Origin of the sequence: Paenibacillus sambharensis, assembly GCF_003233845.1 — a bacterium.
GTDB classification, from domain to species: Bacteria; Bacillota; Bacilli; order Paenibacillales; family Paenibacillaceae; genus Paenibacillus_I; species Paenibacillus_I sambharensis.
Genome location: NZ_QKRB01000046.1, coordinates 76191 through 102339, shown reverse-complemented (window position 1 = coordinate 102339; position 26149 = coordinate 76191). Strand labels below are relative to the sequence as shown.

The following is a 26149-nucleotide window of genomic DNA, read 5'->3' as shown; positions in this document are numbered from 1 at the left end:
CTTTCGACACAGATACGGTAAGCTTGTTTTTGCAATCGAAAAAGCGCGCACAATTTTTCATTGTCATGCATGAAAGCGATTTTAAAACATTTTAATGGGGGCAAAAAGATATGGCAGGTAAGAGCAGGAAGAAGTTTCGTATCATCATGAGTTCACTGCTGTCCTTGTTGTTGATTGTTGGCGTGGGGGCAAACATTGCGTTGGCTTACTACTCTGACGTCATCACGTCTTACTTCAGCAAGATCGATATCACAACACCGGAGGCGCAGGAGGCTCGTGCCCATTCCGAGAAGATTACCCAGCTTATTACGGACGAAGGGATTGTCGTTCTCCAGAATAATGACAGCATGCTGCCTATGACTGAGAACAAGAAAGTGAACGTGTTCGGCTGGAGCTTTACGGCTCCTGTATACCTCGGCTCCGGATCAGGCGCAGCAGACGCATCGACGGCTGTAACGCCGAAAGCCGGCCTCGAAGCAGCCGGATTTGAAATTAACGAGCAGCTGTATAACGACTATGTTGCTACCGGGATCAAGAGACCGGTATCCGGTATTGAAGGCTATGACTGGACGATTCCAGAGCCTGTGGCCTCGGAGTTCTACACTGAGGAAAGAATGAAGCAGGCGGCGGAGTTCTCCGACACTGCGGTTATCTTCATCGCTCGCGCAGGCGGCGAAGGAAGAGACCTTCCATCCGTTCTGGATGGCCCGGACACCTACGACCCGAACGGCAGCACAATGGGGCCAAGCGGGGAGCGTTTCGGTAATCCGGATGATCTGGACCCGAACAAGCATTACCTGGAGCTGAGCACTCGTGAACTGGGCATGATTGATGCCGTTACGAAGCACTTCAACAAGATTCTTCTCGTTGTAAACAGCTCGAACACCTTCGAACTGGACTGGGTTAGAGACTACAGCCAGATCAAGAGTATTGTAACGGTTGCCGGTCCTGGTCAAACAGGCTTCGCTTCGCTCGGTAAAGTGCTGGCCGGTGAGCTTAACCCGTCCGGTAAGACAGTGGACCTGTTCGCAGCCGATGTGCTTGACGCACCAGCGATGCAGAACTTTGGCGACTACAACTACGTAATCGACAACGGCAACGGTTCCTATTCGTTAGCCGCTGATAAGAATAATGTCCCATTGACGTACGTTAACTATTCCGAGGGTATTTATATCGGCTATCGCTATTATGAAACGGCTGCGGCAGTGGGTGCGATCAATTATGACGAGAAGGTCATGTTCCCATTCGGCCATGGACTTAGCTATACGACGTTTAACCAGGAAGTCGTGCCGGGCAGTCTGACCTGGAACGATACGGATATCTCGGCCCAGGTAAATGTCACAAACACAGGCTCGGTTGCAGGTAAAGAGGTTGTTCAGCTCTATTACTCCGCGCCATACACCGGGAAAATCGAGAAGTCTTCCATTGAACTGGCAGCTTTCGCAAAGACGGGACTGCTTGAGCCAGGCAAATCAGAGACCGTAACACTTACCTTCAAAGTGGAAGACATGGCTTCTTACGATTACAAGGGAGCTTACAGCAGCACAGGATCGTATGTGCTCGAGGCAGGCGAATATCAGCTGCTTCTTATGAAGAACTCGCACGACAAGATCGCTGACGTAGCTTCACAGACACTCGCTGAGGTTGTCTACAATACGGACGGCCGTTCCAGCGATCAGCAGACTGCTGTCAACCAGTTCGACGATTTGGTAACCGGTATGGGAAGTATCGAAAGCTACCTTTCCAGAGAAGACGGCTTTGCCAATATGGACGTGCTTAAGACCAGCGACACGTACACCGTGGCGACTGAAGAGGGCGAGTCCCAGCAGGTCAGAGGAACAATTGTTGACGCTGCGTTCGTCGACTATATCAACAGCAAGCGCTATGACATCCCTGCGGACAAGCAGGAGAATGCGCCGACAACAGGTGCTGATAATGGCAAGAAGCTAAGTGACTATGTTGGTGTTGACTACAATGACGAGAGCTGGAACGACCTGCTTGACCAGATGTCCGTCAGTGACCTGGTATCGCTCGGAACACTGGGCGGCTACCGGACGCTTGAAGTCACATCTGTCGGCAAACCGGCAACAGTCGATTATGACGGTCCAGCAGGCATCAGCGCACTTCTGTCCAAGGATCCGATGTCTGGAGTTGCCTTCCCTTCAGAGACTATGCTTGCTCAAACCTGGAACATCGAGCTTGCCAAGGCGATGGGCGAGGCGGTAGGAGCGGAAGCAGTAGCGTATAACGTTACGGGCTGGTATGCACCGGGAGTTAACATCCATCGTACCGCTTTCAGCGGAAGAAACTTCGAATATTATTCCGAAGATGGTCTGCTGTCCGGTAAATTCGCTGCCGAGGTTACCAAAGGCTATCAAAGCCACGGCGGGATCGCTTATATGAAGCACTTTGCACTTAACGATCAGGAGAATAACCGCGTTAAAGGCGTTCTGACCTGGAGCAACGAGCAGGCAATGCGTGAGATTTACCTGAGAGGCTTCGAGTATGCTGTCAAAGAAGGCGACGCACACGGTGCGATGTCCGGCTTTAATAGCATTGGCAACACCTGGGCGGGTGCAAGCTCCGCTCTGCTGAAGGAAGTACTCCGCAACGAGTGGGGCTTTAAGGGAATCGTCAATACGGACTTCTTCATTCAGCCTAGCTATCCGTATATGATCGCTGATCTGGCCTTCCGCAGCGGCAACGATATTCTCTTGACTGGGGTGGCGCCGTTCGGTGTGCCGACGATCAATGAGAAGAGCAACGATGCGCTGTGGGCGCTTAGAGAAAACGCGCATAACGTGCTTTATACTGTTGCGAACAGCAATGGCATCGAGAACAGAAGCAGTACAGATATGCCTCAGTGGATGGTCATCACCATTATTGTTGACATTGTTGTAGCACTCGGAATTATCGCGGGCTTCTACTTTGTCTTCCGCAAGCGCAAGCCTGCTGCTCCTGCTGCTGCGTAATGACGGAATCTTAATTTCAAAATAACTCTTTGGCGGTACTTCGTAGGAGGGTACCGCCAAAGTTAAAAAGAGGACCATACGATGAAATATAAAGAACTAATCGACAAGATGACGTTGGAGGAAAAGGCATCGTTAATGTCAGGCAAGGATTTCTGGCAAACGCAGGACATTCAGCGCCTTGGCATTAACAGTATCTTCCTTGCAGACGGGCCGCATGGCATCCGGAAGCAGGCGGAAGCTGCGGACCATCTGGGCCTGAACGAAAGCTTGCCTGCGACCTGCTTTCCGACAGCTGCCACATTAGCTAACAGCTGGAACGAACAGCTGGCGGAGACCATCGGTGATTACTTGGGCAGAGAAGCAGTCGCCCAGAAGGTAAACGTGCTGCTTGGTCCCGGTATTAATATGAAGAGAAATCCGTTAGCCGGCCGAAATTTCGAATATTTCAGCGAGGATCCGTATCTGGCGGGCAAATTGGCTGCGGGGATGATCCGGGGAATTCAAGCGCACGGCATTTCAGCATGCGTGAAGCATTTTGCCGTGAACAACCAGGAAGAAAGACGTATGGTTATCGATACCATCGTAGATGAAAGAACGCTTCGTGAAATCTATCTTACCGCCTTCGAGATTGCGGTGAAGGAAGGGGAAACGAAGTCAGTCATGTCCGCCTACAACATGCTGAATGGTGTACACACTAATGAAAACAACCATATTATGCGGGATATCCTGCGTGATGAATGGGATTTCCAGGGTGTTGTCGTAACAGACTGGGGAGGCAGCAACGACCGCGTCGCGGGGCTGATTGCCGGCAATGAGCTTGAGATGCCGGGAACAGCAGGGGAAACAAATCGGGAAATTATTGAGGCCATCAAGAACGGTACGATCAAGGAAGAACTGCTCGATGAAGCCGTAGACCGAATGCTTGATCTAATCTTTACGACAGAAGAAGTATACGCCAAGCCGTACAAGCAAGAGTTTGACATGGAAGAGCATCACAGCGTGGCGCAGAAGGCCGCGGAAGAGTCGATCGTGCTGCTTAAGAATGAAGATCAGATTCTGCCGCTGAAGAAGGGCGTCAAAGCAGCCGTCATTGGCGAATTTGCGGAGAAGTCCCGATATCAGGGCGCCGGCTCCTCGATCGTTAATCCAACGAAGCTGGACCATGCGCTAGCCGGATTTGAAGAATCGGGCATTACGATGATCGGTTACGAGCCCGGCTATGAACGTTATGGCAAACCAAGCAAGAGCAAGATAGCGAAAGCAGTTGAACTGGCCGGACAGGCTGAAGTCGTTCTATTATATATGGGTTTGGATGAAGTAACCGAAGCGGAGGGTCTGGACCGGCAAAACGCGATGATTCCCCAGAATCAAATCGACCTGCTGGATGCGCTGTACCGTGTGAACCCGAACATTGTAGTGGTTCTCTCCTGCGGCTCGGTAGTGGAAATGCCGTGGATCGATAAGGTGAAAGGCCTGCTGCATGCTTATTTAAGCGGTCAGGCGGGCGCAAAGGCTGTCCTGCGGATATTGTCCGGCGAGACGAATCCATCGGGCAAGCTGGCTGAATCGTACCCGATCCGCTATGAGGACACACCATCTTACCGGTATTTCCCCGGCAAGGAGGTCAGCGTGGAGTACAGGGAGGGGCTGTTCATCGGTTACCGGTATTTCGATACTGCAGACGTGAACGTCCGTTTTCCCTTCGGATACGGTCTAAGTTATACAACCTTTGAATACTCCGGCATTGAGATTGGCCAGGATGGCGTCAGCTTTACCTTGACCAATACGGGCGATAGGGACGGTATGGAAATTGCCCAACTGTATGTAGGCTGCCAGTCCGATTCGATCTTCAGGCCAGCCAAGGAATTGAAGGGCTTTGTCAAGGTATTCCTGCGCGCGGGGGAACAGCAGCGTGTAACCATCGCATTTGATGACAAAACGTTCCGTTACTTTAATGTCAAGACCAACAAGTGGGAAGTTGAAGAAGCGAACTACTCGGTTATGATTGGCGCATCGGTCTCGGACATTAGACTGGAGGGTACCCTGTTCGTGGAAGGTACAGGAGCACCGCTGCCTTATAACAAGGAACAGCTGCCGGCCTATTATTCCGGGAAAACCAATTACGTGGAAATCGGTGAATTTGAAGCCCTGCTTGGCCGCAAAGTGCCGGTATCCACCTGGGACCGCACCAGGCCCCTCGGGTATAACGACACGATTGCGCAGTGCCAGTATGCCAAGGGCGGATTGGCGAGACTTGCCTTCCGGCTTCTTTCCTTTGCTTACTGGTTCCTGAGAAAAACCGGCAAACGAGATACGGCAAATCTGATTATGATGTCCGTCTATCATATGCCTTTCAGAGGCGTATCCCGGATGACTGGCGGTATGATCAGCATGCCGATGCTGGACGGGATCTTAATGATTGTTAACGGACATTTCTTCAAGGGTGCCCGTCATTTCATGAAGGAAAGAAAGAAGCTGGCCAGGAGCACGACAGGTAAGAAGTAACACTGGCTCCCGCGGCAGGAGGAGGGTATTATGAGTAATACTACAGGATTCAAGAGATTAATCGATGGTCCGGTCAGTTTCTGGACAAGATATAAAGAGAAGCATCCGAATACCGCGCAATTCATTGTGTTCTTCATGCTGAGCAACGGGATTACCGTTTTACAGCTGGTGTTGATGCCCTTATTCAAGATGATTTTTGCAAAAACCTCGCTGGTCCAGATTAATTTCCAGACCTTGCAGTTCGGGCAGAACTTCGATGGAACGCCTTATTACGTATTCGATTACGCTGCAGGGGCCTTGTCTGCGGGCGGCGGCGGCGGGCTTGCCTATTTTCTCGCCGTACAGGTAACAATCGCGATCGCTCAGGTGATCAACTTCTTTGCCCAGCGGAAGATTACGTTCAAGTCCAACACGAATATCTGGAAGGCTGCCTTCTGGTACCTCGTTGCTTATATTCTGATTACAATTGGTGCTGCTGCGGCCCAGGGCTTCTACAAAGCCCCGATTTACAACTTGTTCATGAACACATGGGGCATGGGCTCTGTTGGTGAAACGACCGCAGACGTTATCACGATGATTATCAACAGCGCAATCTCCTTCTGGATTTTCTACCCGATCCTGAAGATCATCTTTAAGCAAAAATGATTACCAGCAAAGAAGGTTGTATAACATGAAACTCTTGTCAGTAGTAATCCCTTGTTATAATTCTCAAGAGTATATGAGAGTTTGCATTGAGTCTCTCCTGCCAGGCCGGGAAGATGTCGAGCTTCTGATCGTCAACGACGGATCTGCAGACGCAACGGCAGAGATTGCGGACGATTATGCTAGAAGATTTCCGGCTATTGTGAAGGTGATCCATCAGCAGAACGGCGGTCACGGGGAGGCTGTGAATGCCGGCCTTAGGCATGCGACCGGACTGTTCTTCAAGGTTGTGGACAGCGATGACTGGGTGGATATGAGAGCCTATGACAAGGTACTGCGGCTCTTGCGGAGTTTTGCCGAAGAGAACAATCCGGTTGATATGCTGATCAGCAATTTCGTTTATGAGAAGGAAGGCGCGAAGTACAAGAAAGTGATGAAATACGAAAATGTTCTTCCCGAGAACAAGGTATTTCATTGGGATGATACCGAGTATTTCGGCAAAGGCCAGTATCTGATGATGCATTCGATCATCTACCGGACACAGCTGCTCCGGGACTGCGGATTAGAGCTGCCGAAGCACACTTTCTACGTCGATAACCTGTATGTGTACAAACCGCTTGAGCACGTCAAGAGGATCTATTATTTGAACGTTGATTTGTATCGCTATTACATCGGCAGAGAGGATCAGTCGGTGAACGAAAGCGTCATGATCCGCCGAATCGACCAGCAGATAAAAGTTAATAAGCTGATGATCGAGCAGGTGCAGCTTGAGAGGATCGACAATCCCAAGCTGAAGCGTTACTTGCTCCACCATCTGGAAATCGTCACGGTCATTTCCGCCATCTTGTTAATCCGTTCGGGCACGAAGGAAAATCTGCAGAAGAAAAAAGATCTATGGCGGTATCTCAGAGATAGAGATTCAGAGCTGTATCATAAATTAAGGTATGGCTTGCTGGGAAATCTCATCCATCTGCCGGGACGTTTCGGGCGGAGTATTTCGGTCGGCGCCTATAAAGTATCGCAAAAAATTATCGGTTTTAATTAAACCCCATACTCACCGCCTTCGCGCGGCAACCGAAAACAGGAAACGAATGAGTTTCCTGTTTTCTTCACTTTGCAAAGAATCGCTGGATACAAAAGCCTAATTGCATGTTAAGAGAATCGGTTAGTAAATGTATAGAATCTATTGTAGAATACTCTTATGTCTACGATTCTATATAAGGCACACTCTAAAAAAGAGGATCAGCGGATGAAATATAAAGACATCATTGAGAAGATGACACTGCAGGAAAAAGCTTATTTAATGTCGGGTAAAGATATATGGCAAACGAAAGAGATTGAACGCCTAGGCATCAAGAGCATCTTCTTTGCCGATGGTCCGCACGGAATCCGAAAGCAGGCGGCAGCAGCGAGCAAGCTGGGCCTGAATGCAGGGTTTCCGGCTACCTGTTATCCGACCGCAGCAACTGTGGCAAACAGCTGGAATATCGAGCTCGGCGAGAAGGTTGGAGAATATCTTGGCGACGAGGCGTTATCCCATAAGGTAAACGTTCTGCTTGGACCCGGTGTCAACATGAAGCGAAACCCGCTGTGCGGCAGAAATTTCGAGTATTACAGCGAAGACCCTTATCTTGCCGGCAAAATGGCTGCAGGCTATATAAGAGGAATACAATCGCGGGGGATTTCCGCTTGTGTGAAGCATTTTGCCGCTAATAATCAGGAGAAGCGGCGGATGTCCATCGATGCGGTCGTCGATGAGAGAACGCTCAGAGAAATCTATTTGACCGCCTTCGAAATCGCTGTCAAGGAAGGCAAGACGAAGGCGATCATGACCTCCTATAACCGGTTGAACGGTAGCTACACGAATGAGAACATGCATCTCATGCAGGATATCCTCCGGAAGGAATGGGGCTACACAGGTACCGTCGTCACCGACTGGGGCGCAGGCAATGACAGGGTGGCCGGCTTGCTTGCCGGCAACGAGCTGGAGATGCCGACCACAAGAGGCGAAACCAACGAAGAGATTATAGAGGCTGTACGAAGCGGCAGGATTCAGGAGGAACAGCTGAATGAATGTGTCGACCGGCTGCTTGATCTGATTTTCACAACGGAAGAGGCGTTTCAGAAGCCGTATCTGAAGTTTCAAGAGGAACGACATCACCGGGTATCCCAGAAGGTTGCGGAAGAGTCTATCGTGCTGCTCAAGAACAAGGATCAAATCCTGCCGCTCAAATTCGGCCAGAAGGTTGCCGTTATAGGCGACTTTGCCCAGAATGCCCGGTATCAGGGGGCGGGCTCTTCGCTCGTTAATCCGACGATACTCGACCATACCATGGACTGCTTCGAGGAATCCGGCCTGGTTAGTATCGGTTATGAACCCGGCTTTGACCGTTATGGAAAGACCAATAAGGACAAGATAGAAAAGGCTAGCAAGCTCGCCAGCCAAGCTGATGTCGTACTGCTGTATATCGGGCTGGATGAAGTGACGGAGGCCGATGGACTGGACAGGCATAATATGAAGATTCCCGCAAACCAGATTGAACTGCTCCATGCCATTCATGAAGTGAACCCGAACATCGTGGCGATTCTGTCCTGCGGCTCCGCGGTGGAAATGCCTTGGATCGATCAGGTTAAGGGACTGCTGCACGGTTATCTGGGCGGGCAGGCTGGGGCGAGAGCGATTCTTAGAGTGCTGTCGGGAGATGTGAATCCTTCGGGCAAACTAGCCGAAACCTACCCGCTGCGGTATGAGGATACACCTTCCAGCCGTTATTTTCCCGGTGGTGAAACTAGTGTGGAATACAGAGAAGGTCTGTTTATTGGCTACCGTTATTATGATACGGCTAATGTTGAGGTTCTGTTCCCTTTCGGTTACGGGCTCAGCTACACCACATTTGATTACTCGGATATCCGGGTGGATCATCACGGGGTCACATTCTCACTCACTAATACCGGGAAGGTGGCGGGTATGGAGGTCGCCCAGCTGTATGTCGGCTGTGAATCGGATGCGATCTTCAGACCAGCTAAAGAACTGAAAGGCTTCAAGAAGGTATTTATTAATGCCGGGGAAACCAAGACGGTAACCATTCCATTTGATGATAAGACATTCCGTTATTTCAACGTGAAGACGAACGAGTGGGAAATCGAGGAGGCCGATTACCGGATAATGGTCGGCGCCTCAAGCGCAGATATTAGGCTTACCGGCAAGCTCTGGGTCCAAGGGACCGGCGCACCGCTTCCGTATGACAAGCACAAGTACCCGTCGTACTACTCCGGCAGGGTAGCGAATGTTCCGGTAGAGGAATTTGAGCATCTGCTGGGACGGCAGGTGCCGGTGTCCACCTGGGACCGTGAGCAGCCGCTTGGCTATAACGATACCATCGAGCAGTGCCAGTATGCCAAGGGAGTCTTCGGCAGATTCATCTTCCTGGCCGTCGTCTTCGCTTATTGGTTCCTGAAGAAGATCGGCAAGAGAAGCACGGCTAATCTAATTATGATGTCTGTCTATTATCTGCCGTTCAGAGGGATTAACAGGATGACGGCAGGGATCGTAACCATGCCGATGGTTGATGGCTTGCTGCTGATGGTGAACGGACATTTCTTCAAGGGACTCATTCATCTGATAAGAGCATTCAGGAAGAGCAAGAAGCGGCCAGGAACAGGGCTAGAGGTTCCGGCAGTGGAGTAATGAATTCAGGGCACGAGTAATCTTAGCGGATTATTCGTGTCTCTTTTTTGTATGGGGACTGCGGAGGGAGGGACGGCAGCAGCTCTGGACAGGCCAGACAAGCCGTTTCAGGCTTATTGGCGGGCAGTAAAAATATTTTTTTTGTAAGGACAACTTCTAAAATTGGGAAAAGTAACCATAATCAGATGTAAAATGTTATACTAATAAGTAAGTACATAGATGGCTGGCATTGGGCGGTCAGCTATTCTCCCGGAGGGGAGGTGAGAGGTCATGGAGGTACATCAAGCTTTGACGCTGATGATTTCATTTGCGACACTGGTTGTGATGGTACTTTCTTTCGATAAAAAGAAGTAGACCGCCCTCTGCAAAGGTATGCGGTCTACTGTGGATCGTTACCGTGTAAAAGCCAACCGCCCTTAGCAAGCGGCTGTGTACTTGGGGTCGTGGATGCTGCAACATCCGCGATCCTTTGTTAGTTTACCACAGACATTTTTGGCACGCAATCAAACTTATCACAGTTTTGGAAGTCAATGAACATTTTTGTGAAGTGTTATGAAAAAAGGGAAGACCGTCCATGCAACTGGGACGGTCTTCTCTCCAACGGTATCTATGCGCTCGTGCTGTTTGCCACCTCTGCAAGGCGGGATTTCAGCTCCTGCTCCATCGCGGCAAGCTCAGCTGCAGCCTCTTCGCGTTGCTGGCTTCCTTCCTGGTAGATACGCATCGTATCCTCCAGCGCATGGATCAGCTGGTCGTGCACGCTGCGCAGTGTATCGAGCCCAACGAGCCCCTTATCACTGGCTGCTGCAACCTCAGCATTCAGAAGGCGGGTGCGTTCAGCACTGTTTCTTAGACTGCTCTCGATCGCATCCTTGATGCGGTCGTGGAGGGCAAGAGCGCGGGATGCACGCTCCTCTGCAACCCCCGTAATGAGATCCATCTTCCAGACGGGAATCAGCTGGTGAAGCACGGCCTGGATTTTATCTATCATCATTTGGGCACTGTGCTGGAGCAGCCGGATCTTTGGCGCTTGAGCCAGCGACAGATAGCGGGTCCGGCGGAAGTCATCCAGCCGTGCTTCGAGGCGCTTGGCGAAGTTTGCCGTATCGTTCAGCTGTTGGACAGCCCAAGGGTCTTCTGCTTTATCAGCCTTGACCTTAAGGTCTGGCAGCTCTTCATTCGTGATCTCCTGCAGGCGGAACTGGATAGCTGCGATATGCAGCTCAAGCTGCTTGAAGTAGCTGACATTCTTCACAAGCACCTGCTCGAGCATGACGATGTCCTGCTCCAGCGTGTCATGCGCGAGCTCCAGCTTAGCCCGCACGGCCTCCACCTGAGCTTCAAGTGTATTGGATTTCAGAGCGGAACGCTTCACACGGTTGATCAGCTTGCTCACAGCGGGAATGGAGACGAGAAGCCTGCGCTGGCGCTCACGTTCCGTTCCTTGCGTCGGTATCTGCTGAATCTTCGTAATGAGGTCGGTCATCACCTCGCCGATATCGCCCGCGTCCCTTGCACGGATATGATCCAGGACGGTACTCGTAAACTCCGCAATCTCCTCCTGGATGTCCGATCCGAACCGGGAAACAGAGGAAGGGTCGTCGGTTGCAAGGGCTGCTGCAAGCCGCCGGGCTTCCTGGCTGTCTCCCGCCTTAGCATTGTCGGGAAGCCATGCCTGCTGCATTACGTTGGTATCTTCCATCCATGGTTGGGTCTGCTGCATAAGTCAATTCCTCCTGTCAGATGTTTGATTTGGCATATGTGGTTCGGTCTCCGTCCGTATGGAGGGTGTGCTCGATGGTTGACAGCTCAAGATCGAGCCGGATCAAGTCTTGATGGAGCATCCGGTTCAAACGCTTGATGAATCGTCTGTTCATCGCTTCCAGCATGTACTCAATACGCTTGACCATATATTCCATCTCTTGATTGTAGTAGTCGCTATGTATGAGCCTGCTGTAATGGCTGCATAGTCTTGAGGCGGTTGGGAGATCGAACGAATAGAAGCGCTTCGCGACAGGCAGAAGTCCAGGGTAGTCACGTGTTTCGCTAATGATCGTGCCGGCAATCCGGCATAGACGCTCGAGTCTGTCCACAGCAGCGGGCTCAGTTAAGCCGTCCGCCATCCTCCGGATCTCAGCAATCTGGTTCTCTGCTTCCGCCGCAGCCTGCATGGCCTGTCTATACAAGGGATGGTCTGTGCGCCTGTCCTGTTCTTCCTGTGTTTCGGTCCGCTGGAAGGCGGCCGCTCTGGCAGGTATCTTGCTGCTGACTGGCAGGCTTGTCCAGAGCAAGTAAATCAAGAAGCCAGCAGTCAGCAAGAAGACTGCCGACGTTCCAAGTGCTGCCATCACTACGCCTCCTTGGAAACAAGATTCAACCTGAATAAGCTTAGCTGTTATGCTGTTATATAGTTTGACATTAACCTGCTAACTTGCCATTGAATCACACCAATGTAAGCTGCCGGATGATAGGAAAGAACGGCCTGCACAGACAATTGTGCGGCCGTCCCGTTTATAGTCAGACTATGTTCTAGATACGGTAACTCTCACTGGTAGCGGCTGCGTCTCTGCGGACAAGCCCCTTCAGCAGCTCTTCATTCTCAGTCATGAATGCGGATGTACGGGCATAGACTAGCTCATCAGCTCCAAGTACGGTGATATCGCCGTTGGATTCACCTACTATGGCTCCATCTTCAATGACGCTGCCTTCACCGATGATAGCCCGGTATATGGTTACATTACGCCCGATCTTAACATTCGGCATTATAATGCTGTCCTTGATCTCGCTGCCGCGGCCAACCTGAACACCACTGAAGACGAAGGAGCGTTCCACATCGCCTTCAACCGCGGAATGCGGGTGAATGACCGATTCGCGAATATCGGCCAGCGGGTGCAGATAGGACAGCGCCCGGATAGTTGTTTCATTGGTTTGCATCGGCCACTTGGATTCCTCCAGGCTGATTTCGCCGTCGAGAATATCCATATGGGCTTCCCACAAGCTGTCCACAGTACCTACATCCCGCCAGTAGCCCTGGAATGCATAGGCATACACATTGGCCTGCTGCTCCAGTATGGCTGGAATAACGTCTTTACCGAAATCGTGGGACGAAGCATCGTTCGCTGCGTCCATCTGCAGCTGCTCCTTCAGGAAAGACCAGCGGAACAGATAAATACCCATGGAAGCAAGGTTGCTCTCCGGCTTCTCGGGCTTTTCCACGAAAGACGTAACTTTAAGACTGTCGTCCGTATTCATGATACCGAAGCGGTGCGCGTCCTTCCAAGGCACCTGCTTAACTGCAATCGTGGCATCGGCGCCCGACTGTATATGAGATTCAAGCATTTGATTGTAATCCATCTGATAGATATGGTCACCTGACAAAATGAGCACATGCTCAGGTTCGTACTGGTCAACCTGTGCGGTATTTTTATAAATGGCATCTGCCGTTCCTTCAAAGGTCACCCCAGTTTCACTACCCTGCATCAGGAAAATATTAGCAGGCTGATCATTACAGCTCCAGCAGCCTCCGTCAGCAATATGGTTGTGCAGGGACTCGGCTTTGTACTGGGTGAGTACACCAATAGTGGAGATACCGGAATTCATGCAGTTGCTCAGCGGAAAATCGATGATCCGATAACGTCCGCCGAACGGGACCGCAGGTTTGGCCAGCTTTTGTGTCAACGGTGCAAGTCGTTTTCCTTCTCCACCCGCCAATAACATTGCGATACATTTCTGTCTCTTCATTTCTTGTCCCTCCACATTTTCCATTTGGTACTCTGTAAATAAACGATTAGCCGGATTATGAAACCAATGGCAGGTGTTAGTCGGCCCTTTCCCGAATTTTTTTGGTGTAGCACGATTTTATGCGGTTCACACGGCAAAATATGCTTCAAGTACAGGCTTAGCGGGTAAAGTTTTCAAAAAAAGTGAAAAGGGTGTGTGAGGGATTGCAGAACAGCGGACTGACCTCCGAAGAAGTCTACTTGTTTCATGAAGGAACCTACCACCAGAGCTACCGGAAGATGGGGGCTCACCCGGTAACCGAGGATGGAGAAGCAGGTGTACGGTTTACCGTCTGGGCGCCTAACGCGCAGCAGGTCGGCTTGGCATCGGATTATAACGGCTGGGATGGAACCAGCAGCCCGTTGGAGAGAGTGCCTGATTCTGGACTTTGGACATTATTTGTCCCTGGGCTTGGGGAAGGAACTCTATATAAATATGAAATTTTGACAGCTCAGGGTGAGAAGCTGCTAAAGTCAGACCCTTACGCGTTCCACTGTGAGGTGAAGCCTGACACGGCTTCGATTGTAACGGCTCTGGAAGGCTTTAAGTGGACCGACCGGGACTGGATCAAGAAGCGGAAGCCGGCCTACGATCGGCCGCTGCTGATCTATGAGGTTAATCTCTCGAGCTGGAAGAAGCATGAGGACGGCAGCTATTATACATACACGGAATTGGCTGATGAGCTGGTTGATTATGTCGCAGATTTGGGCTACACCCACATTGAGCTGCTGCCGCTGACCGAGCATCCGTACGACAAATCGTGGGGATATCAGGCGACGGGCTATTTTGCGGCGACCAGCAGGTTTGGCAAGCCGCATGAGCTGATGCATCTGATCAATACCTGCCATAACCGGGGGATAGGCGTCATTATGGACTGGGTGCCGGGACATTTTGTCCGTGACGCGCATGGCCTGAGGCAGTTCGACGGTTCGCCGCTGTACGAGCATGCCGATCCGGTGGTGGCTGACCGCCCCGGCTGGGGGACGCTTGGCTTCGACTACGGCAAGCCTGAGGTGCAGACCTTCCTGATCTCGAACGCGCTGTTCTGGATGGACGTGTATCATATTGACGGTCTTCGGGTGGACGCTGTGACGAGCATGATCCGGCATGACTTCGAGAAGCCGCCGGGCAGCTGGAAGCCGAATGTGCATGGCGGTGTGGAAAATGAAGAAGGCATCGCGCTGCTGCGCAAGCTTAATGAGACCGTGTTCCTGCGTTATCCCAACACTCTGATGATGGCGGAAGAATCAAGCGCATGGCCGCTTGTAACGGCACCTATTGAGGACGGCGGGCTGGGCTTTAACTACAAGTGGAACATGGGCTGGATGAACGATACGCTGAAATATGCCGAGACAGATCCGATCGACCGGCAGCACCTCCATAACCTGCTGACCTTCCCGATCTGCTATGCGTTCTCGGAGAACTTCGTGCTGCCTCTCTCCCACGACGAGGTGGTGCATGGCAAGAAGTCGCTCCTGAACAAGATGCCGGGTGACTACAAGATGAAGTTTGCGGGCCTGCGAGCCTTCCTGGGCTACTGGATGAGCTTCCCGGGCAAGAAGCTGCTGTTCATGGGCTCGGAGTTTGGCCAGTTTGACGAATGGAAGGATGAGCAGGAGCTGGACTGGTTCCTGCTGGATGAATACGATACGCATTCCAGTATGCTGCAGTATACCAAGCACCTTAATCAGCTCTACCTTCAGGAGAAGGCGCTATGGCAGCTGGATCACAAGCTGGAGGGCTATGAATGGATTGATCACCACGACAACCAGCAGAATGTCATTGTCTATATGCGCTGTGGCAGGGCGAAGGGTGAGCGGGTCATCATCGTCTGTAACTTCTCACCGGTAGAACGGAAGCAGTACCGGATCGGTCTTCCAGGCCCCGGCACCTACATGGAGATTCTGAACAGCGATGATGTGACATATGGAGGAGAAGGTACCGTAACAGATGGCTTCCACAAGGCCGAGAAGACCGAGTGGCATGGAAGGCCGTACAGTACAGAGCTTACACTGCCTCCGATGAGCGTGATCTGGCTGAAGAAGGCAGGGCGTCAGGAGACGGCCGCGGACCGGAAGAAGACGGCTGCTGTCAGCAGGACCGGTACCAAGACGAGAAAATCGAAGGGACTGAATAACGGATGAATGTATTATTCGCTGCTGCAGAAGGCAGTCCGTTCGTCAAAACAGGCGGGCTTGCCGATGTGATTGGGGCGCTTCCCAAGGCGCTTCGCAAGGAGGGTGTGGACGTTCGGATTGTCCTGCCCAAATATCAGGCGGTATCCGAGACCTACCGGGAGAAGATGAAGCTCGTCGCTGAGTTTCAGGTGCCTGTCGGCTGGCGTATGGTCTACTGCGGCTTATGGGAGCTGACGCATGAAGGCATCACCGTGTACTTCATTGACAACGAGCATTACTTTAAGCGGGAGGGTGTGTACGGCTACGGAGATGACGGGGAGCGCTTCTCGTATTACTGCCGGGCCGTGCTGGAGATGCTTCGTTACGTCGATTATATCCCGGACGTTATTCATACGCATGACTGGCATACCGGCATGGTCGGAGCGCTGCTCGACAAGCATTACCGGCATGATGAGCGGTATGCAGCGATCCGGAACGTATTCACGATTCATAACCTGCAGTTCCAGGGCGTGTTCCCGTATGAGGTGCTGAGCGACCTGCTTGGCCTGGATCATGAGTATTTCTCTCATGGCAAGGTAGAGTTTCATGGCAATGTGAACTTCCTGAAGGCAGGTTTGGTATTCGCGGATCGTGTGACTACCGTTAGCGGCACATATGCGGAGGAAATCCGGACACCGGAATACGGAGAAGGGCTGGACGGAGAACTGCGTTATCTCGGCAGCAAGCTCAGCGGCATTGTGAACGGCATTGATGAGAAGGTCTTCAACCCGGCAACCGATCCGCGTATTTACATGAAATACCGGACTAATCTGGCGAAGAAGCGCGAGAATAAGACTGCACTCCAGCGTATGGTAGGCCTGCCTGAGAGACCGGAGGTGCCGGTCATCGGCATGGTCAGCCGGATCACAGTGCAGAAGGGCTTTGACCTGGTGGCAGATGCCATAGATGGTCTGATGGAGCATGACGATATCCAGATCGTCATCCTCGGAGCGGGAGATTATCACTATGAGCAGCTGCTGCTTCACAAGTCACTGGAACGTCCGGAGAAGCTGGCCGTACAGCTGAAATTTGATGAGCATCTGGCCCACCAAATCTATGCCGGCTCGGATATGTTCCTGATGCCGTCACGGTTTGAGCCCTGCGGAATCAGCCAGCTGCTGGCGATGCGCTACGGCTCGCTGCCGATTGTCCGGGAGACGGGCGGCCTGAAGGATACCGTCCAGTCATACAACGAGTTTACCGGGGAAGGCAACGGCTTCACCTTCGGCCCGTACACAACGCATGACATGGTGTACACGATCCGCCGTGCGCTGCACTTCTACCATATGCCGGATAACTGGAAGGCTGTTGTGAAGAACGCCTTTGCAGGCGACTACAGCTGGAGCCAGTCCGCGCGCAAGTATCTGGAGCTGTACGAGGAAATTGCAGGCGGAAGCCAAAGGGGGGCCGCAGAATCCGAGGCCAGTGAGTCGGCTGCTGGTGAAGAGGAGCCAGTTCCTGAGAACTACGATCCGGCCGAAACGGCCATCGCGATGAAGAGCCTGGATACTGAGCTTCTGCCGAACTAGTGGATGAGGAGCCTGAATACGGAGCTTCTGCCGAACTAATAAGGAAGGGCACGACTCAGCGGCATTGTGCTGCTGGATCGTGCCCTTCTTGCGCTGACTGCGCTTATTCAGGCAGCAGTATAGCTCGGCAGCGCCGTGGCGGCTGGCGCAATCTGGCAGCGCCAGTGCGGCTAGCCGGCGGCAATCTGGGGAGCCGTGCGGCGTCCCGGCAGCGCCAGTGCGGCAAACCTGTCGGCGGCATGGCACCGGCAAGCCGACACCGGCAAGCCGACGGCAACCGGGTGAGCCGTGGCGGCGTCCCGGCAGCGCCTGAGCGGCAAGCCTAGCGGCGGCGGCATGGCAGCGGCAGGCCTGTCGGCAACCTCCCGGCAGCAACTTGTCAACGCATTAACTTCTTCCTGTATCTCTTGCCACAATTCCTGCAAATCTGCAGGCTTTTTAGTGATTAGAGCCATTGGATTACGAAAAACCTGCTAAAGTGCAGGCTTTTCTGTGACCATGTGATCTTTCGGGGGTATTCCCGAAAAATACCTGCACTTTAGCAGGAATTTGGTCAAGTCGGTCTGCACACCGTTGAATAGATGTACTTTTGCAGGAATTTGGTCCGTGAGGGGATGCTGATGGTCCCTGGCAGCAACTGTCCTATCGGGCAGCTTCGTCCATGCGAGAGGTGAGAGGGGGCCGCGTTTTCATCAGAGTTTGGTCCGTAAGGGGATGCTGATGGTCCCTGGCAGCAACTGTCCTATCGGGCAGCTTCGTCCATGCGAGAAGTGAGAGGGGGCCGCGTTTTCATCAGAGTTTGGTCCGTAAGGGGATGCTGATGGTCCCTGGCAGCAACTGTCCTATCGGGCAGCTTCGTCCATGCGAGAGGTGAGAGGGGGCCGCGTTTTCGTCAGAGTTTGGTCCGTACGGGGATGCTGGTGGCACCCTGACAGTTCCTGCTGTCCTACCGGGCAGCTTCACCTCACGAGTAGTGGGATCTGTCAGTAACGTAGCGGGATTCTGTCAGTAACAGCCGTCCCAGCCGTGACCAGCCGTGGCCATACCATCCGCGACCAGCGGCCTGCTGAGGCTAACTGCCAACCGCGCTCAGCCACGGGCCTACCAGCCGTGTCCGAGCAGCCCTGACAGTCCGTGGCGCGCAGCATGTCTGGCAGCGCAACTTTATCATTTTGGGCGCCGTCTTTAAGGGTATGGGGGTGGTTGGTGATGAGGCGAGTCGTACTAATGTGTACTGTATGCGCGATATTCGCTCTAACGCTGGCAGGCTGCGGCAGTAAGACCAAGTCCTTTCAGGGACAGATAGAGGAAATCACAACTGATAAGCTTGTGGTGGACTGCACAGATGAGGTGAACAAGGGCAAGAAGGGTGATATCAACGCTATTGGATACGGCTGCAGTGTTCAACTTACGCCTGTGACCACTTACTCGGATGAAGCGGGGAACAAGCTTGCAGTAAAAGATCTTACCGATGGCGCTATGGTCAACATTACACTCGCGAAACCAGTTAATATCCGCAGCGGATTCGAATCAGATAAACCCCTTGTGCTTACAGCACAGGAGGTGGTGGTCCTGAGCCGCAGCCCTGTCACATCCGTGGATCAGATTATCGCAGCCATTGAGGGGCAGGGGATAACACTTAGCGAGAGGGCAAGCAGGTCAAAAAGTGTGTTCGAACGGACTCTGCAAGGTGTGGAACCTGAAGTTTTTACGATACCGGACGAAGGCGAACTCTATATCTTCGCATTCTCTTCCGAGCAGGAGCAGCTGGAAGGATGGTCAGAATTTCTTGATCAGACAGCAACTGCCGATATGGTGGCTTACAAGAACTACAACATTGATTCTTTTCTAATCTTATTTGCCTATAAGAATCTGGAGACAGACGCGGACCGAAAAATTCAGCATGCGATTGATGAGCTGTCCGAATGGTGACCATAGCGCAAACGCAGCAGCACCCCCGTGGGCATGAAGCCTCGGGGGTGCTGCGTCATGTGCGGCTCAATACAATACACCGCCCTACTTCTTCGCAATATTCCGGTACAGGATCCGGTAGCCGAGCGGTTCAAGCTCGATGTTCATGATGCCGTCCTGCGTTTCAACGGCCTCTTCTGTCAGCGCATCCTTCCAGTCGTTGGTGACCATGGGGTGGCTGAGCGTGGACTGCTCCTCCGTATTGTTGATCCACACCGTGAAATGCTTCTCCTCATCCAGCCGTTCGTAGATGATGCGGCAGTCGCCTGGTTCGGCCATCAGGAAGCGGAAGCGGCCATGGCGGAGCACAGGGTTGTTCTTGCGCAGGGCAATCAGCATTTTGTAGAAATCCAGCAGCTCTGTATCCTGGCGCTCCGGATCCCACTCCATGCACTTGCGGCAGTCCGGGTCACCCTCGCCCTGCAGGCCAATCTCATCTCCGTAGAAAATACACGGCGTGCCGATATACGTCAGCAGGAACACGACTGCTTGCTTAAGCCGTCTCTTGTCTCCTCCAAGCCTGGTCAGCACCCTTGGTGTGTCATGGCTGCACAGCAGGTTGAAGACCACTTCATTGGTCTGCTGCGGATAGCGCATCAGCAGCCGGCTGATCTCGTTGGCAAACGTATAGCCATCCATATAGCAGGACTCAAAATAAGCGAGCGCCTTATCCGAGAACGGGTAGTTCATTACGGAATCGAACTGGTCACCGAGCAGCCACATCGTGGAATCGCTCCAAACCTCGCCGATAATGTAAGCCTCCGGATTGATCGCCTTGACTGCCTGGCGGAACTCCCGCCAGAACATGTGGTCAATCTCATTGGCGACATCCAGCCGCCAGCCATCGAGCTCGTATTCCTCCAGCCAGTGGGTAGCTACTCTAAGCAGGTACTGTTTGACCTGAGGGTTGGCCGTATTAAATTTCGGCATGTGGCCGAAGAAGCCGAAGGTATCGTAGTTGGCTCTGTTCTCCTTGACCTCCACAGGGAAGCTGTGGATATGGAACCAGTCCTTGTACTTTGAATTCTCTCCGTTCTTCACGACATCCTGGAAGGGGCCGAACAGTACGCCGGAGTGGTTGAATACAGCGTCCAGCACCACACGGATGCCCCGCTCATGGCAGGCTTTCACGAGCTTCTTAAGATCTTCCTTCGTCCCGAACTGCGGGTCGATTTCCATATAGTCGATCGTATCGTACTTGTGATTGGACGGTGATTTGAAGATAGGCGTGAAATAGATGGCATTGATCCCTAGCTCCGTCAGATAATCCAGGTGCTCCAGCACACCCTTCAGATCCCCGCCAAAAAAGCCCTCTGTCTGCGGCTGGCCGCCCCATTCGGCTGTTCCCTCCGGATCATTGGACGGATCGCCGTTAGCGAACCGGTCTGGCATGATCTGATAGAAGACGGCATCCTTGGCCCATTCTGGTGCCTGGAATATATCGACTTCATGAATATAAGGGAACTCATAGTAGCCGCCCGGAGGCATCGGCTGCTCGTGATAGATCCCGGATTCCACCATCCATACGGTTTCGTCGCCGGCATGCAGGCGGAACCCGTAGGAGAAACGCTTATGCTCTGGCCGGATGCCGATTTCCCAGTAGTCGAAGAAATGATCGGAAGCGATCTTCTCCATCTCCAGCTCCTTGTAATGGGCGTCCCAGTCATATTTATCGCCCGCCAGCGCATATACCGTTTCGACGTCATCCCGCTTAGTGCGCAGACGCAGATGAATGGTTCTTGAATCGTATGCATAGGCCCATGTACTTCTTGGGCTGTGGTGTAAACATTCGAGCAGCATCGGCTCCAGCTCCTTCCGCTGTATCTGTTTTCTGATTTATTACCCATTGGTTGCTAAATCAATCTGTGGACACAGGTATTTGGGCGCATAAGGTTTTGTTTAAGGGCTGGGACCACCGGGTAAAGCGAAAGTAAAGCGAACGGACGGAAAGGGATGGTGCCTCATGAAAAAAATGCTGACAGCCGTCGTTCTCATGCTTGCGATGTTTAATACGACCTCATCCGTTGGTAATGGCCTCGCGCCTTCTGACAGTGGACAGATTTTACCGGAAGCAGAGACTTCAGCTCCACAACTGGATATTGTTCAACATGCAGACCTGCAGTACCCTGAAGCCGGATATACGGCAGAGCTAAGAGAAGATATTGATCAGGTTAACGGCTTTGATATGAGCTGGACTGAAGAGGAAACGCTGGTGAATGCAGGACCTCCGGACTCGATATCGGAGGACGAGCTGCTGCCTGGTATATATGAATATGAGTATGAGCATGCCACCGTCGGCTTCTATGACGGTGTGGTGGAATATATTGTCGTGCAGCCATCGAAGGACAAGCCGCTGCTCACACTTGGTGAATACGTGATCCCGCTCAAGGCGGAGCTTATCCGCGCAGCGCTGGGCGAACCGGATTATGAAGCGGAAGACGGCGATGTCTATATCAAGGGAGCGACGGCGCTCAAAGTCTTCAAGGACCCTGAAAACGGAAAGATCACATCAGTCGAAGCCTTCTGGGTATACGGTGAATAAAAAGACGAAAATTGTTGTTTCAAGCCTGTTATTACGGGTTAAATCTTTATTAAGCGTCAGTAATTAGAACCCATAAACCGAAGAGGACAAGGAGGAAGCGAACATGAAACCGACTGTACAAGTTGTGGATACACAAATGGCTGCCATGCATGCTGTCCGGGAACTTAACCTTAGAGGGTATGGGCAGGACGATATTCATGTACTGGCTCATGACGGTGACCGTACAGAAGCACTTAATGAGGCAGCGAATACGAAGGAGATTGACCGCTCGGAAGAGGGCGTATTTAATTCCATGGCCAATCTGTTCCGCTCGCGTGGTGATGAGCTGCGTGCCAAGCTGGAAGCGGTAGGGTTGGATGAACAGGAAGCAGCACGCTATGAGCAGGAGCTCGATCGGGGCAAAGTGCTTGTGATTGCAAATGTCCATTAATTCTCTAAGATGAGCTAAAGGGACGATCAACAGGATAGGCTGGACAACTTACTGATATGGAGCTGGAGCAGCAAATGAGCAGAATGTATTCATTAGAAGCGATAAGCGAATATATAGGCGTGTAAGGCAAGCCCGAAGGGGCTTGTCTTCTATTTGTGTTTATATGTTAAACTGTATGGTGGCTGCTAGAGTTAGAAAATATATAGATGACGGGTGAGGATAGGATCCATGAAAATTAAATCAAAGCTGCTGCTGGGCTCCGGCATTCTTATTTCGCTTATCGTTATTTTGTCGGGAGTAGGTATCAATAATCTTAACCGGATTGAAGACGAAATCAGTCATGTGAAGGACCGGCGGTATGACAAACTCGTTAATGCCTATGAGATGCGCGGGAAGGTAAACTCAATTGCCAAGCATCTTGTTAACATATTAACGGTGCCGACTTCTGATAACCTTGCGGATAACCTGCCGGGAATTGAAGAGTCACAGGAAGCGGCTGCGGCTGCGTACAACAACCTGTTGGGATACAAGAACAGCAGTGATGAAGAACTGCGGGTTATACAGCAGATTGCCCAGAAGGGCGAGCTGTTCGTCGCTTACAAAGACCAGGTTGTCAAACTGATTTCGGCAGGCAAAGGTGCGGAGGCTATAGCGCTGCGGGAACGGGAAGGACTGCGGTATCAGAATGAACTGACAGCCGATATTGATTATCTGACCAATTACTACCGCCGACACGTGGATAATTCCTTCGAGGAATTGAGCGGGGTCAGCAGGGATACGATCACTGTGGTCAGTGTGGCGACAGGTGTCGGTCTCGTGCTTGCCTTCATTACCTTGTACTGGAATATGAGCAGTATTAATCAAGGCCTGCAGAGTCTGTCTGTCATGATCCGCGGATTTGCGGATGGTACATCGGAGAACCGCGCCAGAGTCCGTAATCTGCGCAAGGATGAATTTGGCGATGTCGGCAAAGCGTTTAATTCGCTTGCTGACAACCTGGAACGCAAGACAGCCCTGGAACAGAAGTACAGGGAACAGATTGAAGAGGATAATTGGATTAAGGGTAATCTTGCCGAGATTATATCCAAAATCCAGCATGATACGGACATGGGCAATCTCGGAGACACCTTTATCAAGACACTGGCTCCTATAGTCGGCGCCGGGTATGGTGCGCTCTATGTGCGCGAAGGACTTGGCGAGCAGCCAAGATTGAAGCTGCAGGGAGCCTACGCGCTCCGGGAAGAAGCTGATCTGGAGCAGGAGTTCGCTTTAGGCCAGGGATTGGTGGGACAGTGCGCAGTTGATGGTTCTGTCATTGAGATGAATGGCGTGCCGGGTGACTATATCCGCATTCGTTCAGGAACTGGCGAGACAGCGGTGAATTACATCATACTGCAGCCAGTCGTTTATCAAGACCGTGTTATAGCCGTCATTGAGCTTGCTTCTATCCATCCGCTTCAGGATAAGCATAAGGAGCTTCTTGAGGAACTGGCGAATAACCTTTGCAATGTGCTGAATAATTTGTTCGGGCGCATGCGTGTCGAAGAGCTGCTTAAGGAATCCCAGGCGCTCAGTGAGGAGCTGCAGGTGCAATCGGAGGAGCTTATCTCGCAGCAGGAGGAGATGAGGCGTTCGAATGAGCGGCTCGAGGAGCATACGAAGCAGCTGAAGAAGTCGGAAGAGGTTTTGCAGAGCCAGCAGGAAGAGCTGGAACAGACCAATGAAGAGCTGCTTAAGAAGACTCATCTGCTGGAGCTTCAGATGAAGCAGACCGAGCAGAAGAACGAACAGATTGAGAAGACGAAGCTGGCGCTGGAGAAGCAGACCGTCCAGCTTGCGCTATCATCCAAGTATAAATCCGAGTTTCTCACGAATATGTCACATGAGCTGCGTACTCCGCTTAACAGCCTGCTGATTCTTTCCCAGATGCTGATGGATAACAAGGAGGGCAACCTTACGCCGAAGCAGGTGGAGTTTGCAGGAACGATCTACGCCTCGGGAAGTGACCTGTTGAAGCTGATTGACGAGATTCTCGATCTCTCGAAGATCAGTGCTGGCAAGATGGATGTCGTAACTGAGCATATTCCGTTAACAGAGCTTGAAGCGTTCATACAGCGGAGCTTCGGTCCTCTTGGGGAACAGAAGGGGATTAAGTTTCTGACCACGATGGAAGAAGACGTCCCGGAGGAAATTTATACAGATAACCACCGTTTGAAGCAAATTCTTAAGAATCTATTATCCAATGCCTTTAAGTTTACATCGAAAGGCTCTGTTGAGCTGACGATTCGTAAGGCACAGCCGAATGAGTTCCCGCAGGATGATACGGTTAATATGGTCGCCTTCGAAGTGAAGGATACAGGGATAGGCATACCGGAGGATAAACAGCAGCTGATCTTCGAGGCATTCCAGCAGGTAGACGGGACGACAAGCCGCATCTATGGCGGGACCGGACTCGGCCTAGCGATCAGCCGGGAGCTTGCAGGACTGCTTGGAGGCGGCATAACGCTGGAGAGCGAAGAAGGCAAGGGAAGTACGTTCACGCTCTTCATCCCAGAGTTCCATGTTGCCAGTGAGAGCGCGTCGGACCAGGAGGACAGCATACTCTCCGGCATTGCACCGGAGGAATTGGCCGAAACCGCCCTGCAGGCCGCTCCTTCAGCTGAGTCGCAGCGTGTCCGCGAGCCATCTATGCTGAACGCCAAGATAGAAGATGACATCGATAAGATTCAGCCGGACGATAAAGTGGTACTCATTATCGAAGACGATATGACGTTTGCGAGAGTCCTCCTTGATATCGCACGTGAGCGCGGCTTCAAAGGCATTGTCGCCATGCAGGGCGACAAGGGTCTGGCATATGCCCGCAATTACAAGCCGGATGCCATCCTGCTCGATATCCAGCTTCCGGTTATGGACGGCTGGTCGATCCTGAATCAGCTGAAGCATCACTCGGATACGCGTCATATCCCGGTCCATGTGATATCAGTTGTTGATGAAATCCAGCAGGGATTGTCAATGGGTGCGCTCGCTTACGTGAAGAAACCATCCTCGAAGGATAAGCTTGAGGAAGTATTCTCGCAAATTGAATCGTTCATAGAACGGGATATGAAGCGTCTGCTCGTTGTTGAGGATGATCAGGTGCAGCGCAACAGCATAGTCGAGCTGATCGGCCATGATGATGTGCTGATTACCGCCGTCTCAACCGGACAGGAAGCTCTTGAGGAGCTTCGTGCCCAGCATTATGACTGCATGGTACTGGATCTTGGGCTGCCCGACATCTCGGGCTTCGAGCTGCTCGACCAAATCCGCAAGGATGAATCGCTGCATGAGCTGCCTATTATCATCTATACCGGCAAAGAGCTCGACAAGAAGGAAGAGCTCAAGCTCAAGAAGTTCGCAGGTACGATTATTATCAAGGATGTCAAATCACCAGAACGGCTTCTGGATGAAACGACATTGTTCCTGCACCGGGTAGAGGCCAATCTTCCCGACGACAAACGGAATATGCTCAGGAAGCTGCATAGTATTGAAAGTATCTTCGAAGGAAAAAATATACTGATCGTAGATGATGACATCCGGAATGTATTCGCGCTTTCCAGTGTGCTGGAGAGCTATAAGATGAATATCACCTTTGCCGAGAACGGCAGGGAGGCTCTCGATACACTGGAAAAAACACCGGATTTCGATCTTGTACTGATGGATATTATGATGCCGGAGATGGACGGTTATGAGGCGATGAGGGCAATCCGCGAGATGCCTCAGTTTGACAAGCTGCCGATTATTGCGGTCACGGCCAAAGCAATGAAGGATGACCGCGAGAAATGCATTGAGGCAGGGGCTTCAGATTATATCGCCAAGCCGGTTAATACAGAGCAGCTGCTGTCCTTAATGAGGGTGTGGTTATATCAATAAACAA

17 protein-coding genes are annotated in these 26149 nt (G+C 51.9%); 13 read left to right on the top strand and 4 right to left on the bottom strand.

Annotated features, from left to right (window positions below; all coding sequences use genetic code 11):
- Positions 1 to 110 precede the first annotated feature (110 nt).
- From DNH61_RS15200 to DNH61_RS27270, 6 genes are all read left to right on the top strand, one after another.
- Positions 111 to 2972 (top strand): glycoside hydrolase family 3 protein, encoded by a 2862-nt coding sequence (locus DNH61_RS15200; RefSeq protein WP_111147535.1) that lies wholly within the window; start codon positions 111 to 113, stop codon positions 2970 to 2972.
- Between the two features lie 81 nt (positions 2973 to 3053).
- Positions 3054 to 5477, top strand: coding sequence for a beta-glucosidase (locus DNH61_RS15195; RefSeq protein ID WP_111147534.1), 2424 nt, complete (start codon positions 3054 to 3056; stop codon positions 5475 to 5477).
- A gap of 30 nt (positions 5478 to 5507) precedes the next feature.
- On the top strand, positions 5508 to 6122 hold the full coding sequence (locus DNH61_RS15190; protein ID WP_111147533.1) for a hypothetical protein: 615 nt from the start codon (positions 5508 to 5510) through the stop codon (positions 6120 to 6122).
- A gap of 25 nt (positions 6123 to 6147) precedes the next feature.
- Positions 6148 to 7164, top strand: coding sequence for a glycosyltransferase family 2 protein (locus tag DNH61_RS15185; protein ID WP_111147532.1), 1017 nt, complete (start codon positions 6148 to 6150; stop codon positions 7162 to 7164).
- A 204-nt stretch (positions 7165 to 7368) separates the two neighbouring features.
- A complete protein-coding gene (locus tag DNH61_RS15180; protein WP_111147531.1) occupies positions 7369 to 9807 on the top strand; it encodes a beta-glucosidase family protein in 2439 nt (812 codons plus the stop codon).
- A gap of 270 nt (positions 9808 to 10077) precedes the next feature.
- The gene (locus tag DNH61_RS27270; RefSeq protein WP_220036946.1) at positions 10078 to 10161 is read left to right on the top strand and encodes a putative holin-like toxin; all 84 of its coding nucleotides are present in this window, start codon (positions 10078 to 10080) and stop codon (positions 10159 to 10161) included.
- 253 nt (positions 10162 to 10414) lie between these two features.
- Here DNH61_RS27270 and DNH61_RS15175 read toward each other — a convergent pair whose 3' ends face one another.
- The 3 genes from DNH61_RS15175 to DNH61_RS15165 all read right to left on the bottom strand — a co-directional run bounded on the left by DNH61_RS15175 (position 10415) and on the right by DNH61_RS15165 (position 13548).
- Entirely contained in the window at positions 10415 to 11530 is a 1116-nt protein-coding gene (locus DNH61_RS15175) for a toxic anion resistance protein (RefSeq protein WP_111147530.1), read from the bottom strand.
- Positions 11531 to 11546: 16 nt separating this feature from the next.
- Positions 11547 to 12155 carry a 5-bromo-4-chloroindolyl phosphate hydrolysis family protein gene (locus DNH61_RS15170; RefSeq protein WP_111147529.1) on the bottom strand — a complete coding sequence of 203 codons (609 nt, stop codon included), beginning with the start codon at positions 12153 to 12155 and terminating at the stop codon, positions 11547 to 11549.
- Between the two features lie 181 nt (positions 12156 to 12336).
- Positions 12337 to 13548, bottom strand: coding sequence for a glucose-1-phosphate adenylyltransferase (locus tag DNH61_RS15165; protein ID WP_111147528.1), 1212 nt, complete (start codon positions 13546 to 13548; stop codon positions 12337 to 12339).
- Between the two features lie 203 nt (positions 13549 to 13751).
- Here DNH61_RS15165 and glgB point away from each other — a divergent pair, with 203 nt between their 5' ends.
- The 4 genes from glgB (at position 13752) to DNH61_RS15145 (ending at position 19225) form a co-directional block, all read left to right on the top strand.
- A complete protein-coding gene (gene glgB, locus DNH61_RS15160; protein WP_281272412.1) occupies positions 13752 to 15731 on the top strand; it encodes a 1,4-alpha-glucan branching protein GlgB in 1980 nt (659 codons plus the stop codon).
- Positions 15728 to 17293, top strand: coding sequence for a glycogen synthase GlgA (glgA, locus tag DNH61_RS15155; protein WP_111147527.1), 1566 nt, complete (start codon positions 15728 to 15730; stop codon positions 17291 to 17293). Before glgB ends, glgA begins: the two co-directional genes overlap by 4 nt.
- Complete coding sequence (locus DNH61_RS26105) at positions 17293 to 17619, top strand: hypothetical protein (protein ID WP_146241036.1); 327 nt, start codon at positions 17293 to 17295, stop codon at positions 17617 to 17619. The genes glgA and DNH61_RS26105 overlap by 1 nt, the downstream gene beginning before the upstream one ends.
- 883 nt (positions 17620 to 18502) lie before the next feature.
- The gene (locus DNH61_RS15145; protein ID WP_146241034.1) at positions 18503 to 19225 is read left to right on the top strand and encodes a hypothetical protein; all 723 of its coding nucleotides are present in this window, start codon (positions 18503 to 18505) and stop codon (positions 19223 to 19225) included.
- 84 nt (positions 19226 to 19309) lie between these two features.
- On the opposite strand, the gene DNH61_RS15140 is transcribed toward DNH61_RS15145, so the two are convergent.
- On the bottom strand, positions 19310 to 21064 hold the full coding sequence (locus DNH61_RS15140; protein WP_111147524.1) for an alpha-glycosidase: 1755 nt from the start codon (positions 21062 to 21064) through the stop codon (positions 19310 to 19312).
- Positions 21065 to 21227: 163 nt separating this feature from the next.
- Here DNH61_RS15140 and DNH61_RS15135 point away from each other — a divergent pair, with 163 nt between their 5' ends.
- The 3 genes from DNH61_RS15135 to DNH61_RS15125 all read left to right on the top strand — a co-directional run bounded on the left by DNH61_RS15135 (position 21228) and on the right by DNH61_RS15125 (position 26145).
- Positions 21228 to 21806: a hypothetical protein gene (locus DNH61_RS15135; RefSeq protein WP_111147523.1), complete on the top strand. Its 579-nt coding sequence runs from the start codon at positions 21228 to 21230 to the stop codon at positions 21804 to 21806.
- A 103-nt stretch (positions 21807 to 21909) separates the two neighbouring features.
- Positions 21910 to 22236, top strand: coding sequence for a YflT domain-containing protein (locus tag DNH61_RS15130; RefSeq protein WP_111147522.1), 327 nt, complete (start codon positions 21910 to 21912; stop codon positions 22234 to 22236).
- A 228-nt stretch (positions 22237 to 22464) separates the two neighbouring features.
- On the top strand, positions 22465 to 26145 hold the full coding sequence (locus tag DNH61_RS15125) for a response regulator (RefSeq protein ID WP_111147521.1): 3681 nt from the start codon (positions 22465 to 22467) through the stop codon (positions 26143 to 26145).
- Positions 26146 to 26149: the final 4 nt, after the last annotated feature.

What these genes read in the sequence shown, in the direction of transcription:
- DNH61_RS15130 (WP_111147522.1), top strand. Translation starts at nt 21,910, where the DNA reads ATGAAACCGACTGTACAAGTTGTGGATACACAAATGGCTGCCATGCAT.
- DNH61_RS15165 (WP_111147528.1), bottom strand. Translation starts at nt 13,548, where the DNA reads ATGAAGAGACAGAAATGTATCGCAATGTTATTGGCGGGTGGAGAAGGA.
- DNH61_RS15190 (WP_111147533.1), top strand. Translation starts at nt 5,508, where the DNA reads ATGAGTAATACTACAGGATTCAAGAGATTAATCGATGGTCCGGTCAGT.
- DNH61_RS15175 (WP_111147530.1), bottom strand. Translation starts at nt 11,530, where the DNA reads ATGCAGCAGACCCAACCATGGATGGAAGATACCAACGTAATGCAGCAG.
- DNH61_RS15170 (WP_111147529.1), bottom strand. Translation starts at nt 12,155, where the DNA reads ATGGCAGCACTTGGAACGTCGGCAGTCTTCTTGCTGACTGCTGGCTTC.
- DNH61_RS15125 (WP_111147521.1), top strand. Translation starts at nt 22,465, where the DNA reads ATGAAAATTAAATCAAAGCTGCTGCTGGGCTCCGGCATTCTTATTTCG.
- DNH61_RS15195 (WP_111147534.1), top strand. Translation starts at nt 3,054, where the DNA reads ATGAAATATAAAGAACTAATCGACAAGATGACGTTGGAGGAAAAGGCA.
- glgA (WP_111147527.1), top strand. Translation starts at nt 15,728, where the DNA reads ATGAATGTATTATTCGCTGCTGCAGAAGGCAGTCCGTTCGTCAAAACA.
- DNH61_RS15135 (WP_111147523.1), top strand. Translation starts at nt 21,228, where the DNA reads ATGAAAAAAATGCTGACAGCCGTCGTTCTCATGCTTGCGATGTTTAAT.
- DNH61_RS15140 (WP_111147524.1), bottom strand. Translation starts at nt 21,064, where the DNA reads ATGCTGCTCGAATGTTTACACCACAGCCCAAGAAGTACATGGGCCTAT.
- DNH61_RS15200 (WP_111147535.1), top strand. Translation starts at nt 111, where the DNA reads ATGGCAGGTAAGAGCAGGAAGAAGTTTCGTATCATCATGAGTTCACTG.
- DNH61_RS15180 (WP_111147531.1), top strand. Translation starts at nt 7,369, where the DNA reads ATGAAATATAAAGACATCATTGAGAAGATGACACTGCAGGAAAAAGCT.
- DNH61_RS15185 (WP_111147532.1), top strand. Translation starts at nt 6,148, where the DNA reads ATGAAACTCTTGTCAGTAGTAATCCCTTGTTATAATTCTCAAGAGTAT.
- DNH61_RS27270 (WP_220036946.1), top strand. Translation starts at nt 10,078, where the DNA reads ATGGAGGTACATCAAGCTTTGACGCTGATGATTTCATTTGCGACACTG.
- DNH61_RS15145 (WP_146241034.1), top strand. Translation starts at nt 18,503, where the DNA reads ATGAGGCGAGTCGTACTAATGTGTACTGTATGCGCGATATTCGCTCTA.